Annotated in this window: 11 protein-coding genes; 2 read left to right on the top strand and 9 right to left on the bottom strand. The window is 63.0% G+C overall.

What is annotated here, in order from left to right; all coding sequences use genetic code 11:
• The first annotated feature begins 78 nt into the window (after nt 1-78).
• On the top strand, nt 79-1,113 hold the full coding sequence (gene selD / locus IFT47_RS05840) for a selenide, water dikinase SelD (protein WP_192172037.1): 1,035 nt from the start codon (nt 79-81) through the stop codon (nt 1,111-1,113).
• Entirely contained in the window at nt 1,113-2,222 is a 1,110-nt protein-coding gene (gene mnmH, locus IFT47_RS05835; protein ID WP_192172036.1) for a tRNA 2-selenouridine(34) synthase MnmH, read from the top strand. The genes selD and mnmH overlap by 1 nt, the downstream gene beginning before the upstream one ends.
• A gap of 840 nt (nt 2,223-3,062) precedes the next feature.
• Here mnmH and IFT47_RS05830 read toward each other — a convergent pair.
• From IFT47_RS05830 to IFT47_RS05790, 9 genes are all read right to left on the bottom strand, one after another.
• Nucleotides 3,063-4,118, bottom strand: coding sequence for a permease (locus tag IFT47_RS05830; RefSeq protein WP_192172035.1), 1,056 nt, complete (start codon nt 4,116-4,118; stop codon nt 3,063-3,065).
• An 84-nt stretch (nt 4,119-4,202) separates the two neighbouring features.
• Nucleotides 4,203-5,795, bottom strand: a complete 1,593-nt coding sequence (locus IFT47_RS05825) for an ABC transporter ATP-binding protein (RefSeq protein WP_192172034.1) — start codon at nt 5,793-5,795, stop codon at nt 4,203-4,205.
• Between the two features lie 8 nt (nt 5,796-5,803).
• Entirely contained in the window at nt 5,804-6,826 is a 1,023-nt protein-coding gene (locus tag IFT47_RS05820; RefSeq protein ID WP_192172033.1) for an ABC transporter permease, read from the bottom strand.
• Nucleotides 6,826-7,896: a microcin C ABC transporter permease YejB gene (locus IFT47_RS05815; RefSeq protein ID WP_192172032.1), complete on the bottom strand. Its 1,071-nt coding sequence runs from the start codon at nt 7,894-7,896 to the stop codon at nt 6,826-6,828. Before IFT47_RS05815 ends, IFT47_RS05820 begins: the two co-directional genes overlap by 1 nt.
• A 1-nt stretch (nt 7,897) precedes the next feature.
• Nucleotides 7,898-9,757: an extracellular solute-binding protein gene (locus IFT47_RS05810; protein ID WP_192172288.1), complete on the bottom strand. Its 1,860-nt coding sequence runs from the start codon at nt 9,755-9,757 to the stop codon at nt 7,898-7,900.
• A gap of 141 nt (nt 9,758-9,898) precedes the next feature.
• Nucleotides 9,899-12,637, bottom strand: coding sequence for a TonB-dependent receptor (locus IFT47_RS05805; RefSeq protein WP_192172031.1), 2,739 nt, complete (start codon nt 12,635-12,637; stop codon nt 9,899-9,901).
• A 217-nt stretch (nt 12,638-12,854) separates the two neighbouring features.
• Nucleotides 12,855-13,256: an ExbD/TolR family protein gene (locus tag IFT47_RS05800; RefSeq protein WP_133771220.1), complete on the bottom strand. Its 402-nt coding sequence runs from the start codon at nt 13,254-13,256 to the stop codon at nt 12,855-12,857.
• Entirely contained in the window at nt 13,256-13,963 is a 708-nt protein-coding gene (locus IFT47_RS05795; protein WP_172612468.1) for a MotA/TolQ/ExbB proton channel family protein, read from the bottom strand. Before IFT47_RS05795 ends, IFT47_RS05800 begins: the two co-directional genes overlap by 1 nt.
• A gap of 52 nt (nt 13,964-14,015) precedes the next feature.
• The gene (locus IFT47_RS05790; protein ID WP_192172030.1) at nt 14,016-14,876 is read right to left on the bottom strand and encodes an energy transducer TonB; all 861 of its coding nucleotides are present in this window, start codon (nt 14,874-14,876) and stop codon (nt 14,016-14,018) included.
• Nucleotides 14,877-15,512: the final 636 nt, after the last annotated feature.

The raw sequence follows: 15,512 nt of genomic DNA, 5'->3' as shown, positions 1-15,512 counted from the left end.
GTATCCAGCCATCCAGCAAATCTTCAACCCACTGGCGCCTCTGTTAGACTTCGGCGCCTTGAAACTCAGGGGCTTCCCATGACCGACCCGATTCGTCTTACCCAATACAGTCACGGCGCCGGCTGCGGCTGCAAGATCTCGCCCAAGGTGCTGGAAACCATCCTCGCCGGCAGTGGCGCGCAGAACTTCGACCCGCGCCTGTGGGTCGGCAATGCCTCCCGCGATGACGCGGCGGTCTATGCCATCGACGACGAAAAGGGCGTCGTGTCCACCACCGATTTCTTCATGCCCATCGTCGATGACCCGTTCGACTTCGGCCGCATCGCCGCGACCAACGCCATCAGCGACATCTACGCCATGGGCGGCGATCCACTGATGGCCATCGCCATTCTGGGCTGGCCGGTCAACGTGCTGGCCCCTGAAATCGCCCGCGAAGTCATTCGTGGCGGACGGGCTGTGTGCGATGCCGCGGGCATCCCGCTTGCCGGCGGTCACTCCATCGACGCGCCCGAGCCGATTTTCGGTCTGGCCGTGACCGGGCTGGTGGAAAAGCGCTTCATGAAACGCAACGACACCGCGACTGTCGGCTGCAAGCTGTTCCTGACCAAGCCGCTGGGCATTGGCATCCTCACCACCGCCGAGAAAAAAGGCCGGCTGCGCGACGAAGACATCGGCCTGGCCCGTGACGTGATGTGCACGCTGAACAAGCCCGGCAGCCGTTTCTCCCGACTGGCCGGCGTCACTGCCATGACCGACGTCACCGGCTTCGGCTTGCTCGGGCATCTGGTCGAGATGGCCGACGGCAGTCAGGTCACTGCACGACTGAATGCTGCCGCCGTCCCGCGTCTGGGCAGCGTCGATTTCTACATCGAAAAGGATTGCATCCCCGGGGGCACCCACCGCAACTACGACAGCTACGGCGAGCGCATCGGCGCGTTGACTGACGCGCAGAAGTTGCTGCTGTGCGATCCGCAAACCAGCGGTGGCCTGTTGATTGCCGTCGAGCCGGCCGAGGAATCGGCGTTCTTGGCAATTGCCGACGAACTGGGCCTGAGCCTTGCGCCGATCGGCGAACTGGTGGAGCGACAGCCACTCGCGGTTGAGGTGTTCTGATGCGCGACAACAGCGCCGACCTGCGGGAGATTTTCCTCAACGACGTGCCAATGATGGACGTGCGTGCGCCGGTTGAATTCACCAAGGGCGCGTTCCCCGGCGTGATCAATCTGCCGCTGATGAACGACGTCGAGCGGCAGAAGGTCGGCACCAGCTACAAACAGGACGGGCAGCAGGCCGCCATCGAACTGGGCCACAAATTAGTGTCAGGCGGCTTGAAAGAGGCGCGGATCGAGGCATGGGCGAGTTTTGCACGTAACAACCCCGAGGGTTTTTTGTATTGCTTTCGCGGCGGGCTGCGTTCGCAGATCACTCAGCAGTGGCTCAAGAGCGAAGCGGGCATCGAGTACCCCCGTGTCATCGGTGGCTACAAGGCGATGCGCAGCTTTTTGATCGAGGTGACTGAACAGGCGGTGGCCGAGTGCGATTTCGTGTTGATCGGCGGCCTGACCGGCAGCGGCAAGACCGAGGTGCTGCAGCAGCTCGACAACGGGCTGGATCTGGAAGGCCATGCCAACCATCGCGGCTCGAGCTTCGGCAAACATGCAACGCCGCAGCCGGGGCAGATCGATTTCGAGAATCTGCTCGCCGTGGACATCCTGAAGAAGCGCGCCCGGCACCTGAATCAGTTCGTGGTCGAGGATGAAGGGCGGATCGTGGGCAGTCGTGCGGTCCCCCTTGAGTTGTACCGGACGATGCAGGACGCGCCGTTGGTGTGGCTGGAGGACAGTTTTGACAGCCGGGTCGAGCGAATTCTGAAGGATTATGTGACGGATCTGTGTGCGGAGTTCATCGCCGTGCAGGGCGTTGAAACGGGTTTTGCGGCGTACGCCGAGCGGCTGAAGCAAAGCCTGTCGAGTATCGTTCGGCGGTTGGGCGGTGAGCGTTATCAGCGGCTGGCGGCGATCATGGACAGTGCCTTGGCTGAGCAGGCGCGCAGCGGGGCGGTGGATGAGCACCGAGGCTGGATCAGCGGGATGTTGGGTGAGTATTACGATCCGATGTATGCGTTTCAGCGGGACAGCAAGAACCCCCGGATCGAGTTCGCCGGGGATCAGAGGGCTGTTGTCGAATATCTGAAACAGCGGAAACTGAACTACCGCGGTTGAAGATCAAGATCAAGAGCGTCTGCCTGGGGGCAGACGTTTCGCCTTCGGCGAGTTACTTGATAAAGCCCCAAGTAACCAAGGGCTTGTGCTCCTGGTTTGGCCCCTCGTACCTCGGGGTTCCCTCACTCCGGTCCCGCTCCGTGGGCCCGCGCCGAACGGACATCCATGTCCTGACGGCGCTCTCGCCGCATCCATGCGGCTCGGCCCACTCCGCAAAACCTGCGTTCAGCCTGCACCCAAGTCGCGATTGGCGGTGACTGGGCGTTATGTGTATGAAGATCAAGATCAAAAGCTTCCCGGCTGAAGCCGGTCCTACAGTCGGAGCCAATCCCACTGGATGCATGCGCTGCTGTTAGTGGGACCGGCTTTAGCCGGGAAGAGGCCAGCCCAGGCGCCACCAATTTTGCTCATCTCACGCCCATCCTGTGGGAGCGAGCTTGCTCGCGAATGCTTTATCTCGCACACCTGATATTCGGTGGATGTATCAACCCCTTCGTGAGCAAGCTCACTCCCACAAGTCCTTAGCGACTGATCTGCCCTTGATCTGCTTTTGATCTTCCACGAGGTAGTCCAGACACCGCAAAACGCGACTTTGGTGCAGGCTGAACGCAGGTTTCGCGGAGTGGGCCGAGCGGCATGGATGCCGCGAGAGCCGCCCCCCGCCATGGATGGCGGATGGCGGCGGGCCCACGGAGCGGGACCGGAGTGAAGGAACCCCGAGGTACGAGGGGCCAAACCAGGAGCAAGCCCCCTTGGTTACTTGGGGGGCTTTTTCCAAGTAACTCGCCGAAGGCGAAACAGTCTGCCCCCAGGCAGACGCTTGTGATCTTGATCTCAGCCTTACAACAAAGCGGCGCCGACCAGGCCACTCAGGACCCCGACCAGCATGGTCAACACCCCAACGGTCACCAGCACCTTGGCGTCGAAAGACTTACGCAGCATCAGCAGCGACGGCAGGCTCACGCTCGGCAGGGTCATCAGCAACGCCACCGCCGGCGCAGTGCCCAGGCCCAACGTCAGCAGCGTCTGCACGATCGGGATTTCGGCGGCGGTGGGGATCACAAACAACGTGCCGACAATCGCCAACGGCACCAGCCACAACAGGCTGTTGCCCATCGCGCCGTCAACGTGAGGGAACAACCAGACCCGCGCGGCGCCGAGGATCAGCACGGCGATGACGTAGATCGGGATGGTGGTCCAGAACAACTGCCAGAGCGTCTTGCCCCAACGCACCAGCAGGCTGCCTTCCTCCGGCGTCTCGGCATTGGCCACGGCTTCCAGCGCCTGTTCAGGCACCACTTCCGGGCGGGAGATGCGTTGCGCCACCAGCGAAACACCGATCACTAAAACAAGGCCCGCCACCAGTCGCAGCGCCGTAAAGCCCCAACCCAGTACGAAGCCCATGAACACCAGCGTGGCCGGGTTGAGCACCGGGTTGGCGATCCAGAAGGCCAGCGCTGCGCCCACCGACACGTTCTGCTTGCGCAGGCCCGCAGCCACCGGCGCCGCGCAGCAGCTGCACATCATGCCGGGCAGGGCGAACAGGCCGCCGCGAAGGGTGGAGCCGAGTCCGGCGCGGCCGAACATTTTCAGCAGCCAGTCACGGGGAATCAGCACCTGCACCAGCGAGCCGAGGATCACTGCCAGCACGGCGGCTTTCCAGATCGCCAGAAAGTACACCTGGGCGTACGCCAGAGCGGCGGCCCACGGCGTGGCCGGGTTGTCGTTGATGATCGAGCCGCCGATGTTATGGGTGTCGGCCGCGATGAAGGATTTCAGGTAATACGGCGACCACTTGACGTAGTACAAGCCGATGGCGGCCACCAGCAGGAACGCCAGGGGTTTCCACCAGAACGACCAGCCGCGGCGTTCGGAGGTGAGCGGAAGGGCAGTCATGACAGGCACCAGAGCAGGAAATCGAGGGGGCGCGATGATACGCCGTGGCCGGGCATTATAGTAGGTGTCGCAAGGTGTGTCGGCTCACGCCCGTCCGCCGAAATCCAGCCCGGAGGCGCGCAGCAGCTCCTGGGTGTAGGGCTGGCGCGGATGGCTGAAAATCTCCCGCGCCGCCCCTTGCTCGACCACTTTGCCGTCCTTGATCACCAGCACGTCATGGGCAAGCGCGTGAACCACCGCCAGGTCGTGGCTGATGAACAGATAACTCAGGCCGTGACGGATCTGCAAATCCCGCAGCAGCGCAATGATCTGTTTTTGCACGGTGCGATCCAGCGCCGAGGTGGGTTCGTCGAGCAGAATCAGCTCCGGTTCCAGCACCAGCGCTCGGGCAATGGCCACCCGTTGGCGTTGACCGCCGGAGAATTCGTGGGGGTAGCGATGGCGGCTGTCCGGGTCGAGGCCGACTTCGCCGAGCACGCGGATGACCGTCTGTTCACGCTCGGCCGGGGTGCCGATGCCGTGGGTCAGCAGCCCTTCGGCGATGATCTGCTGCACCGTCATGCGCGGGCTCAAACTGCCGAACGGGTCCTGAAACACCACCTGAAGGCGCTTGCGCAGCGGCCGCATCAGTTGCTGGCTGCGCAGGCTCAGCTCCTTGTTGGCGAAGCGGATGCTGCCTTCGGAATCGATCAGTCGCAGGATCGCCTGACCCAGGGTCGATTTGCCCGAGCCGGATTCGCCGACGATGCCGAGGGTCTGGCCTTTCAACAGCTCGAAACTCACCCCGTCCACCGCCTTGATGTACTGCCGCTCGCGTCGCAACAACGGCTTGGCCAGAGGAAACCAGACCTTCAGAGCGTCCACCGACAGCAGCGTTTGAGTGTGCTCGCCGGGCACCGGTTCGCCGTCGGGTTCGGCGTTGATCAGCAGGCGGCTGTAGGGGTGTTGCGGAGTGGCGAACAGCGTCTGGCAGTCGGCCTGCTCGACGATCTCGCCGGCGCGCATCACACAGACCCGCTGGGCGACGCGCCGCACCAGATTGAGGTCGTGGCTGATCAACAGCAGCGACATGCCCAGCCGCTGTTGCAGGGATTTAAGCAGTTCGAGAATTTTCAGCTGCACCGTGACGTCCAGCGCGGTGGTCGGCTCGTCGGCGATCAGCAGCTCGGGCTCGTTGGCCAGGGCCATGGCGATCATCACCCGCTGGCGCTGCCCGCCGGACAGTTGATGGGGCAGGGCCTTGAGCCGCTGCGGCGGGTTCTGAATCCCTACCAGCCCGAGCAGCTCCAGGGTGCGCTCGCGGGCGGCCTTGCCCTTGAGGCCCTTGTGCATGGCGAGGATTTCGCCGATCTGTTTCTCCACGGTGTGCAACGGATTCAGCGAGGTCATCGGCTCCTGAAAGATCATGGCGATGCGGTTGCCGCGCAGGCCCCGAAGTTCTTTGTCGCTCGCGTGCAACAGATCGACGCCCCTGTAGCGAATGCTGCCCTGGGTGCTGACGGACTTTGCCGGCAGCAGGCGCAGGATCGAGTGCGCGGTCACCGACTTGCCCGAGCCGGACTCGCCGACCAGCGCCAGACACTCGCCGGGCTGGATGTCGAGGTCGATGCCGTGCACCACTTCGGCACCGTTGAAGGCCACGCGCAGGTTGCGGATCTGGATCAGAGGGTCATTCATGGCAGCGCTCATGTGCGGGGGTCGAAAGCGTCACGGCAGGCTTCGCCGATAAACACCAGTAGCGTGAGGATCAACGCGAGGGCGCAGAACGCTGTGACGCCGAGCCATGGCGCCTGCAGGTTGCGTTTGGCCTGGCCGATGAGTTCGCCGAGGGACGCGCTTTCGGCGGGCATGCCGAAGCCGAGGAAATCCAGCGCGGTCAGTGTGGCGATGGCGCCGGTGACGATGAATGGCAGGTAGGTGAGGGTGCTGGTCATGGCGTTGGGCAGAATGTGCCGCCACATCAAGGCGCCGTCGCTGAGGCCCAAGGCGCGGGCGGCTTTGACGTATTCCAGATTGCGCCCACGGAGGAACTCGGCGCGGACCACGTCGACCAGCGCCAGCCAGGAAAACAGCGACATGATCCCCAGCAGCCACCAGAAATCCGGCTCGACGAAGCCCGACAGAATGATCAACAGGTACAGCACCGGCAGCCCCGACCAGACTTCCTGCAAGCGCTGGCCGATCAAATCCGCCAATCCGCCGTAGTAGCCCTGAATCGCCCCGGCGAACACGCCGATCACCGTGCTGATGGCGGTCAGCGCCAACGCAAAGAGGATCGACACGCGAGTGCCGAACAGCACCCGCGCCATGACGTCCCGGGCCTGGTCGTCGGTGCCCAGCCAGTTGCGCGCGCTGGGCGGGCTGGGGGAGGGCTCGCGGAGTTCGTAATTGACCGTGTCGTAGCTGAACGGGATCGGCGCGAAGAGCATCCAGCCCCCCTTGTCGGCGATCAGTTTGCGCACGTAATCGCTGGAATAGTCCGGCTCGAAAGGCAGCTCGCCGCCGAAGTCGGTTTCGAGGTATTGATGCACGGCCGGGAAGTACAGGTCGCCCTGATAGCGGACGATCAGCGGCTTGTCGTTGGCGATCAGTTCGCCGCACAGGCAGATGATCAACAGCGCCACGAACAGCCACAGCGACCACCAGCCACGCCGGTTGGCCTTGAAGTTGGCGATGCGGCGCCGGTTTTGCGGGGAAAACTCGAACATCAGGCGCTCCTCGCGGAAAAGTCGATGCGCGGGTCGACCAGGGTGTAGCACAGGTCGCCCACCAGCTTGATCAACAGGCCGAACAGGGTGAACAAAAACAGCGTACCGAACACCACCGGGTAATCCCGGGACACCGCTGCTTCGTAGCTCATGCGGCCGATGCCATCGAGGCCGAAGATGGTTTCGATCAGCAGTGAGCCGGCGAAGAACACCTCGATCAGCGCCTGGGGAATGCCCGCCACCACCAGCAACATGGCGTTGCGGAACACGTGTCCGTAGAGCACGCGCTGCTCGCTGAGGCCCTTGGCCCGGGCGGTGACCACGTACTGGCGGCCGATCTCGTTGAGGAAGCTGTTTTTGGTGAGGATGGTCAGGGTCGCGAAGCCGCCGATGACCAGCGCGCTGACCGGCAGTACCAGATGCCACAGGTAGTCGCGCAGCTTGCCCAGTGGCGAGAGGCTGTCGAAGTCGTCCGAGAACAGACCCTGGGCCGGAAACCAGCTCCAGTAGCTGCCGCCGGCGAATACCACGATCAGCAGAATGGCGAACAGAAACGCCGGGATGGCGTAGCCGATGATGATCACCGTGCTGCTCCAGACATCAAAGCGGCTGCCATGCAGCACGGCCTTTCGGATGCCCAGCGGGATCGAAATCAGGTAGGTGATCAGCGTCGCCCAGAGCCCGAGGGACAGGGTCACCGGCAGCTTTTGCAGAATCAGCCCGGTCACCGTGGCACCGCGAAAAAAGCTGCTGCCGAAGTCCAGCTGCGCGTAATGGGTGAGCATCAGCCACAGGCGCTCGTGCAGCGGCTTGTCGAACCCGTATTGGTGCTTGATCGCTTCGACCAGCTCCGGGTCCAGCCCTTGAGCGCCTCGGCTGATCCCGCCGGTCGCCGCGACTTCGCCACCGCCGCCACCAATGCCGCCCGTTGGGCCCATGCCCTGAACCCGGGCGATGGCTTGCTCGACGGGACCGCCCGGCGCGGCCTGCACGATGAGGAAATTTACCACCAGAATGCACAGCAGCGTGGGAATGATCAGCGCCAACCGGCGCAGGGTGTAGGCGAACATGTCACTGACCCTCCGTTGTCAGTGCGGCACGGGTATTCGCGATGCTGCTTTGGGGTGCCAGACGCGCAGCCATCTGTGCATCGGTTAGCGGCACGCGGCTGACTTCCCACCAGCTTTCCAGCCCGACGTCGTAGGTTGGCTCGATCGCCGGCCGGCCAAACCGGTTGGCAAACACCACCGGTGTGCCTTGGGAGTAGTAGTTCGGAATCATGTAGAAACCCCAGAGCAGGACCCGATCCAGCGCCCGCGCGTAATGCAGCATGTCGTTGCGGTTGTTGGCCGCGACCAGACCGTCGATAAGGCGATCGACCGCCGGATTGCGCAGCACCATGGCGTTGGAACTGCCAACCTGGCGGGCGCTTTGCGAGCCGAACAGGTTGTACAGCTCACGGCCGGGGGAGAGGATCGGATTGCCGTTGGCGGGCAGCGTGACCACGATCATGTCGTAGTCCCGGGCGTTCAATCGGTTCATGTACTGGGCCGAGTCCACGCGACGAAAATTCAGGGTGATACCGATCTGCGCCAGCACGCGCTTGTAGGGCAGCACCAGCCGCTCGAAACCGCCCTGGCCGTCGAGGAAGGAAAACTCCAGCGGCTGACCGGCAGCGTTCACCAGTCGGTTGTTCTTCGCGTGCCAGCCGGCGTCGGCCAGCAGCTTGAGGGCCTTGAGCTGTTTGTCGCGGATGTAGCCGCTGCCGTCGGTCTTCGGTGCGCGCCAGACCTGATCGAAGACTTCGTCCGGGATCTGCCCGCGCAGGGGCTCGAGAAGGCTCAGCTCTTGCGCGTCGGGCAGCTCGGTCGCGGCCATTTCGCTCTTCGGGAAGTAGGTTTGTTCGCGCACATAGAAGTTGCGCATGATCTGGCCGTTGACCCACTCGAAATCCCAGAGCATGGCCAGGGCTTCGCGCACCCGGCGGTCCTGGAACATCGGTTTGTCGAGATTGAACACGAAGCCCTGACCGGCCACCGGGCGGCGCCTGGCCAGAATGGTTTTCTGCAGACGGCCGTCCTGCAGGCTCGGCGCGGTGTAGCCAACGACGTAGCCGGCCGAGGAGAACTCGCGGTTGTAATCGAAGTTGCCGGCCTGGACCAACTGACGGGCCACGTCGACATCGCCATAGAAATTCACCGTCAGCGCGTCGAAGTTGTACAGCCCACGGCTGACCGGCAGGTCTTTGCCCCACCAGTCCTTGACCCGCTCAAAGCTGACACTGCGCCCGGCGTCGACCCGCGAGACCCGATACGGCCCGCTGCCCAGCGGCGGTTCGAAGCCGCCGCCCTTGGTGAAGTCGCGGGTCTTCCACCAGTGCTCGGGCAGGATGCGCAGGCTGGCGAGGTCCAGGGCGAGGGTGCGATTGGTGCCGGTCTTGAAATCGAAACGGATCTGCCCCGGCGCTTCGATGACCGCGTCCTTGACGTCGGCGTACAGCGGGCGATAGCTGAAGCTGCCCTGGGTGATCAGCGTCTGCCAGGTGTAGCGCACGTCTTCGGCGGTGATCGGCGTGCCGTCATCGAAGCGTGCCTTGGGGTTGAGGTAGAAGCGCACCCAGAGATTGTCGGGGTCGCGTTCCATTTTCTCGGCGACCAGCCCGTACACCGTGTAGGGCTCGTCCAGTGAGCGATAGGCCAGTGGCGCATACACCCACGTGTCGATCTGGCTCACGGAAATGCCTTGATCGACGTATGGCGTGAGGTAGTTGAACTGGCCGATCTCCTCGGACGCGCGGCTCATGGAACCGCCTTTGGGCGCGTCAGGGTCGACGTAATCGAAGTGCTGGAAATCAGCGGGGTATTTCGGCGCTTCGCCATAGACGGTCAGCGCGTGCACCGGCGCGGCAAAGGCCTGGGGAATGCCCAGCATCAGCGAGCTACAGAACAGCACCGAGTACAGCAATGCCACGCCCGGTAAACGGCGCGGCAATGAAAAGGGGGTGGCAGACATGCGGACAATCCTTGTGAGCAGCCCGACGCGCCGCAGGAATGGCGCGTCGGGGACTAGCGCTTAGAAGTGATACGTCGCCCGCGCAAACAGCGTGCGGCCCAGTGGGTCGGCGTAACGAGGGTCATAGCCGGACTGGAAGTTGTAGGCCTGGTTGGTGAACGGCGGGTCGCGGTCGAACAGGTTGCGCACGCCGGCATCGACGTCCAGCACCTTCTCGAAGGTGTGGCCCACCGACAGGTCCCACAGCGAGTACGACGGCACGGTGCCGTTGGTGGTGCGGTCGTAGTCGTTGTAGCCGCTGGTGAAGCGGTTGGTCAGGGAGGCACGGCTGTCGCCGAGGGTCCAGCTGCCGATCAGCACGTGTTTCCAGCGCGCGATCACGCCATCACCCTGGAAGTCGCCGACCTTGTCGGTGTACGGACCGTCGATGATGTTCTGGAAGTCGTAGCGATTGACGTACGTCCCGGTCAGCCCCAGACCGAACTGGCCATACGGCGTGTTCGGGAAGCGGTAGTCCAGGGTCACGTCGACACCGTTGGTCTTGACGATGCCCAGGTTGGAGTTGCCGGTGACGATGTTGGCGATGGAGCCATCGGCGTTGCGGATGATGCGGTCGCCATACAGATCCGACTGGTCGAACACGGTGGATTCAGGAAACGACTGGATCTGATTGGAGATGTGAATCCACCAGAAATCCAGGCCCATGGAGAGGTTGTTCATCGGTTGATAAACGAAGCCCAGGGTCACGTTGCGGGCTTTCTCCGGGGACAGGCTCGCGTTGCCGCCGCTGCGGTTGAGGAACTGCTGATTACAGTCACGACCGGCCTGGCCGCCCGGCTGCACGGTCCCGCCGGCGCACAGCGTCGGGTCATCGTAGTAACCCTGGCTGTAGGCCAGACTTTGCGGGGCATACAGCTCGTACAGCGACGGCGCACGGAAGCCCTCGCTGTACGCGCCGCGCATCACCAGCTCTTTGAACGGCTGGAAGCGGAACGAGTATTTCGGGTTGGTGGTGCTGCCGAAGTCGCTGTATTTGTCGTGGCGCACGGCGGCGGTCAGTTCCAGGCTGTCGATGACGGGGACGTTCAGCTCGGCGTACTCGGCCTTGACGGTACGATCGCCGGATACGGAACCGGCCGAGTCAAGACCCAGGCTGCTGATGTCGTCAACGAAGTCCTCGTAATCCTGGTGGAGTTTTTCCTTGCGGTATTCGCCGCCCAGGGCCAGGCCGGATTCGCCGGCACCGAACCAGTTGCCGATCTCGCGGCTGATACGTCCATCCACCCCGTAGACACGGCCAACGGCGGTGGAGTATTCGCCGTGATACGCGGCGTCGTCGATGAACTGCTGACCCGCCGCCGATTGCGGGCCGAACGGGTTGAGCAGACCGCTGGCCAGGCCGGCCTTGAGGGCGGAGTCACTGACGTAACCCGAGGTCACGCTGGACACGACCTTGCTCTGGTTGTAGTTGGCGCCGAGGTTGTAATCCCAGCCGCCGACGGTGCCGTCGAAGGTCAGCAGCAAACGCTGGTTGGTGTTCTGGTCCTTGCTGCCACGGGGGCCGGCGGCCGTCTCACGCCAGGCGGTGTCCACCGGCTGGGTAGGGTCGAGAGCGAAGTTGTTCGGGCCGGGCGTAATGCCGTTGCCCGGGTAGTAGGGCGAAGACGGGTCGATGCTCAGGCCGGTCAGTGGCGCGGGGCCGATGCTGGTGGCGTTGTTGTTGCGGGCAAAGAAGTATTCGAGGCTGACGTTGTGGTCCTCGGCCAGCTTGCCGGTGGCGCGGCCGAAGAACGAGGTCTTCTCGGTCTGCGGCACCAGGTCGATGTAATCGCGGGTGCTGAACCGGCACAGCCCGTTCACGCTCACCAAGCCCGGTCCGGCGCAGTTCGGTGCGAGGGGGTTGCTGCTGTTGTTGCCCTGATAGTAGTTGCCGGGATAAGCGGTGCCGGAAGTCTGGTTGAGGCCACGGCCCGGGACGTAATCCTTGTCGAAAGAGCGGTCGTTGGCGTCGAGGTTCTGCTGCTTGTTGTAGTTGAACACGCCCATGACGTTGAAGCGGTCTTCGTCCAGATCGCCGAAACCCCAGCTGGCGCTGACGTCCTTGCTGGCGCCGCCACCGCTGGCGGTCGGGGTGTCGCCGCCGAGGCTCAGGGTGCCGTCGGTCAGGGATTTTTTGGTGATGAAGTTGATCACGCCGCCGATGGCGTCGGTGCCGTACAGCGCCGAGGCACCGTCGCGCAGCACTTCGATGCGGTCGATGGCGGCGAACGGAATCATGTTCAGGTCGATGGCGCTGCCGTTGGGCGTGCCGACGCCGGACAAGGCGTTGTTGGCCAGACGGCGGCCGTTGAGCAGGATCAGGGTTTTGTTGGCGCCGATGCCGCGCATGTCGGCATAGGACGCGCCACCGGTGGAGGCGCCGACCGAGCCGGCGCTGTTCATCATCGACTGACTGCCGGTGATGCGCTGGACCATCTGTTCGGTGGTGGTCACGCCCTGTTTCTTCAGCTCGTCGGCGCGCAGGATGGTCACCGGCACGGCAGTTTCCGCATCGGCCCGGCGCACGGCCGAACCGGTCACCTCCACCCGTTTGAGCTGGGTGGTCGCCGGCGCAGCAGCCACCGCCGCCGCGGGGACAGCGGCTTCACTGCCAGGTGCGGCATCGGCGGCGCTGTCCGTGCTGTCGGCGCCATAGGCCGGGCTCATGCCGACCGCCAGTGCGCAAATCAGCGCACGGGGGTGGCGTTGTACGGCAACAACAAGGGGCTTGAGGGTAAAACCGGGAAAGCTCATCAGCATGGTAGTTTCCGACTTATTCCAGATGTTATTGAAATGGCCTTGTGAGCCCTCGTTGCTCCGAGGCGGTTGTAGCGCTCGGGAATTTCCTTATTTCAAGCAAGCCGCTCCCCTCCGGGGCAAAAACCCGGACGGCGGTGAATCGGGAGTAGGGTGCGCAGGGCCGCAGCGGGGTGCGGCGCCTGCTTCAGGTGCAGATCAGGTGCGGGTCATGTGTCGATCATTTGGACGTCATCACTGAAATCTTGGTGATGCCCGAGCGCTCGATCGACGCCATCGCCTTGGCCACCTGGCCATAGTTGACGTTGGTGTCGGCCTGCAATTGCACGCGCACCTCCGGGTCCTTGGCCTTGACGTCCTTGAGGCTGAGCTCCAGGGATTCCGGCGCGACTTCGGATTTGGCCAGGTAGAACTTGCCGTCCTGATCGACGCTGACCACCACCGGGTCTTTCTTGTCGGCGGGGGCGACGGCGTCGGTTTTCGGCAGGTTGACCTTGATGGCGTTGGTCATCAGCGGCGCGGTGACGATGAACACCACCAGCAACACCAGCATCACGTCCACCAGCGGCGTGACGTTCATTTCGCTGAGTACCTCATCGCTGTCTTGGGTGGAGAACGACATCAGCTCGCCTCCCGCACAGCCTGGCTGTGCTTGCTGGCAATGGCCTGACGGTTGATGCTAAAGGCGCTGCGTTGGGCGAGGGCGTCGAAGTCATGGGCGAAATCATCCATGTCGGCGACGGCGAGCTTGAGACGCCGCAGGAAGAAGTTGTAGATCAGCACCGCAGGGACCGCGACGGCAATGCCGACCCCGGTGGCAATCAGCGCGTGACCGATGGGGCCGGCCACGGTTTCCAGGCTCGCCGAACCGCTGGCGCCGATGCTTTGCAGCGCTTCCATGATCCCCCAGACGGTACCGAACAGGCCGATGAACGGCGCCGTGCTGCCGATACTGGCGAGGATGGCCTGACCGGCTTCAAGTGCGCGGCGTTCTTTCTGGATCTGCTGGCGCAGGTTGCGCTCCAGGCGGTCGGAGCGGTTGATGGTGTGGGCGAGCTGCTGGGTGTTGCGCGGTGTTTCGTCGACCGCCATGGCTTCGAAACCGCTGTTGGCGATCCGCGCCAGTGAGCCCGGGTACTGGCTGGAATGCTCGGCGGCGGTGAGCAGATCCGGCGCTGCCCAGAACGCTTTGGCGAACTGTTTGTTTTGGGTCTTTAAGCGCAAGTACTGTGCGGATTTGATCAGCAACAGTCCCCAGCTCAGCACTGAAAACACCACCAGCGCCCAGAGTACGCCGGGGACAATCATCGAAGAGATCGATTCGTTCATGGTTACACCTCACCCGCTATATAAAGAGTTGTTGTTGATCGGCTGACCGGGTTCATTCGGGCAGCTTGAAGTCGATGGTTTGCGTCGCGAAGCCTTCGATCGGGGTGTCACCGCGCTTGGCCGGAATAAACTTCCAGTTGCGCACCGTCTCTACCGCCGCATCGTCCAGCACCTGTTTGCCGCTGGATTTGGTCACCTCGACCGTGCCGGCGCGGCCGTTGGGCAGCACCTTGATGCGCAGGATCACGCGGCCTTCCATGCCTTTGCGCAGCGCCGCGCCGGGGTATTCCGGTGGCGGGTTGCCCAGGCTGGCGAGCCCGGAAATCGCCGCCGATTCCTTGACCGGTGCCGCCGGGGCCGCGGCAGGCGCTGGCGGCGCGGGGGATGGCGACGGTGTGGCGGGCGCAGGCGGGCTCGGCGTAGCCGGTGCAGCAGGCGCAGGCGGTGTCGGCTTTTTCACCGGTTCGGGTTTCTTCACCGGCTTGGGCTTCTCGACCTTGGGTTTTTCCACCGGCTTCTCGACAGGCTTCTCCACCGGTTTCGGCGGCGGCTTGACCGCGTCGGGGTCCTCGACCGGTTGCTCCGGTTCAGGGGGCGGCGGGGGCGGTGGCGGCGGTTCAGGTGGAGGCGGCGGTGGCGGCGGCTCCGGGGTCGGCGGTGTCGGGCTGGTCAATTCCACGGTCATCTCGGGCACTTGCGGCGCAACTTCCGGGACGTCGGCTTTTGCAGTCTGCATATACCACCAGATAGCGCCGTGAATAAGGACCGAGGCGGCAATCAATATCAACACGTGCGTCCGGCTTAGTTCACCCGGACGCGATGTGTTTTCCTTGAAAGGAATACGCGGCCAGGCCATGGACAGTGCGTCCGGCGCCGGGTCAGGTATGGCTTTCGTTTTTACCGCGTCATTCATTAAAGCTCCCTCGGGTGGTTGAAGGGCAATAAGGGTCCGTTCAAACAAGTCACCCTGTTTGAAGTTGACGTCCGTGCTTTCGCAAAGCACGAGGTTTGGGGAGCAGGTCGTTGAAGAACCACTCTTATAACTGCCGTTGCAGCGTGGGCTATGGAGACGACATTGCAGTTCCCTGATTTCTTGTTGAGTACGAAGAAGTACGTCTTTATTTCAGAATGACTATGTAACGATCATCGCTATTGCAACCGCTATGCCAGTGCAGGGCTCTAGCCTGCTGTTTCCGGGCTGGGGCGGGGCGATGTCGCATTCCTGTAACTTTTTAGCGAATTTCGTCGAGTCTGGGTCAGTTCGCTCTATAGAGGCAGGGTAAGTTGCCGAACCAAAGGGCGAACCTATCCACTCAGGTTCACCGCGTGTTTGCACGGTGACCTGTTCCGATTCAATCAGAAGTGCGCTGCACCAAACGTGATTAAGTGGGTGCAAGTTGGTGCGTGAGTGCTTACGTGATCATTGCGATAAGTCCTTAAAGTGTGACTTGTCAGTCATGGCGTGAATGGTGTTTAACAGTGGCGCACACTTCCTGAAAATGATCAGTGATCGTTTTTAGTGTGTGTGGATCAACAGCGATGCCTGTTG

The organism is Pseudomonas sp. CFBP 13711, assembly GCF_014842265.1.
Classification (GTDB): domain Bacteria; phylum Pseudomonadota; class Gammaproteobacteria; order Pseudomonadales; family Pseudomonadaceae; genus Aquipseudomonas.
Note: the sequence above shows the minus strand (reverse complement) of the source record. Positions and strands in the feature narration are given on the sequence as shown.

Bases quoted from the DNA above. Each gene is read 5' to 3' on its own strand.
- IFT47_RS05810 (WP_192172288.1), bottom strand. From the start codon at position 9,757: ATGCTGGGCATTCCCCAGGCCTTTGCCGCGCCGGTGCACGCGCTGACC.
- IFT47_RS05825 (WP_192172034.1), bottom strand. From the start codon at position 5,795: ATGAATGACCCTCTGATCCAGATCCGCAACCTGCGCGTGGCCTTCAAC.
- IFT47_RS05805 (WP_192172031.1), bottom strand. From the start codon at position 12,637: ATGCTGATGAGCTTTCCCGGTTTTACCCTCAAGCCCCTTGTTGTTGCC.
- IFT47_RS05800 (WP_133771220.1), bottom strand. From the start codon at position 13,256: ATGTCGTTCTCCACCCAAGACAGCGATGAGGTACTCAGCGAAATGAAC.
- IFT47_RS05820 (WP_192172033.1), bottom strand. From the start codon at position 6,826: ATGTTCGAGTTTTCCCCGCAAAACCGGCGCCGCATCGCCAACTTCAAG.
- IFT47_RS05830 (WP_192172035.1), bottom strand. From the start codon at position 4,118: ATGACTGCCCTTCCGCTCACCTCCGAACGCCGCGGCTGGTCGTTCTGG.
- IFT47_RS05790 (WP_192172030.1), bottom strand. From the start codon at position 14,876: ATGAATGACGCGGTAAAAACGAAAGCCATACCTGACCCGGCGCCGGAC.
- selD (WP_192172037.1), top strand. From the start codon at position 79: ATGACCGACCCGATTCGTCTTACCCAATACAGTCACGGCGCCGGCTGC.
- mnmH (WP_192172036.1), top strand. From the start codon at position 1,113: ATGCGCGACAACAGCGCCGACCTGCGGGAGATTTTCCTCAACGACGTG.
- IFT47_RS05795 (WP_172612468.1), bottom strand. From the start codon at position 13,963: ATGAACGAATCGATCTCTTCGATGATTGTCCCCGGCGTACTCTGGGCG.
- IFT47_RS05815 (WP_192172032.1), bottom strand. From the start codon at position 7,896: ATGTTCGCCTACACCCTGCGCCGGTTGGCGCTGATCATTCCCACGCTG.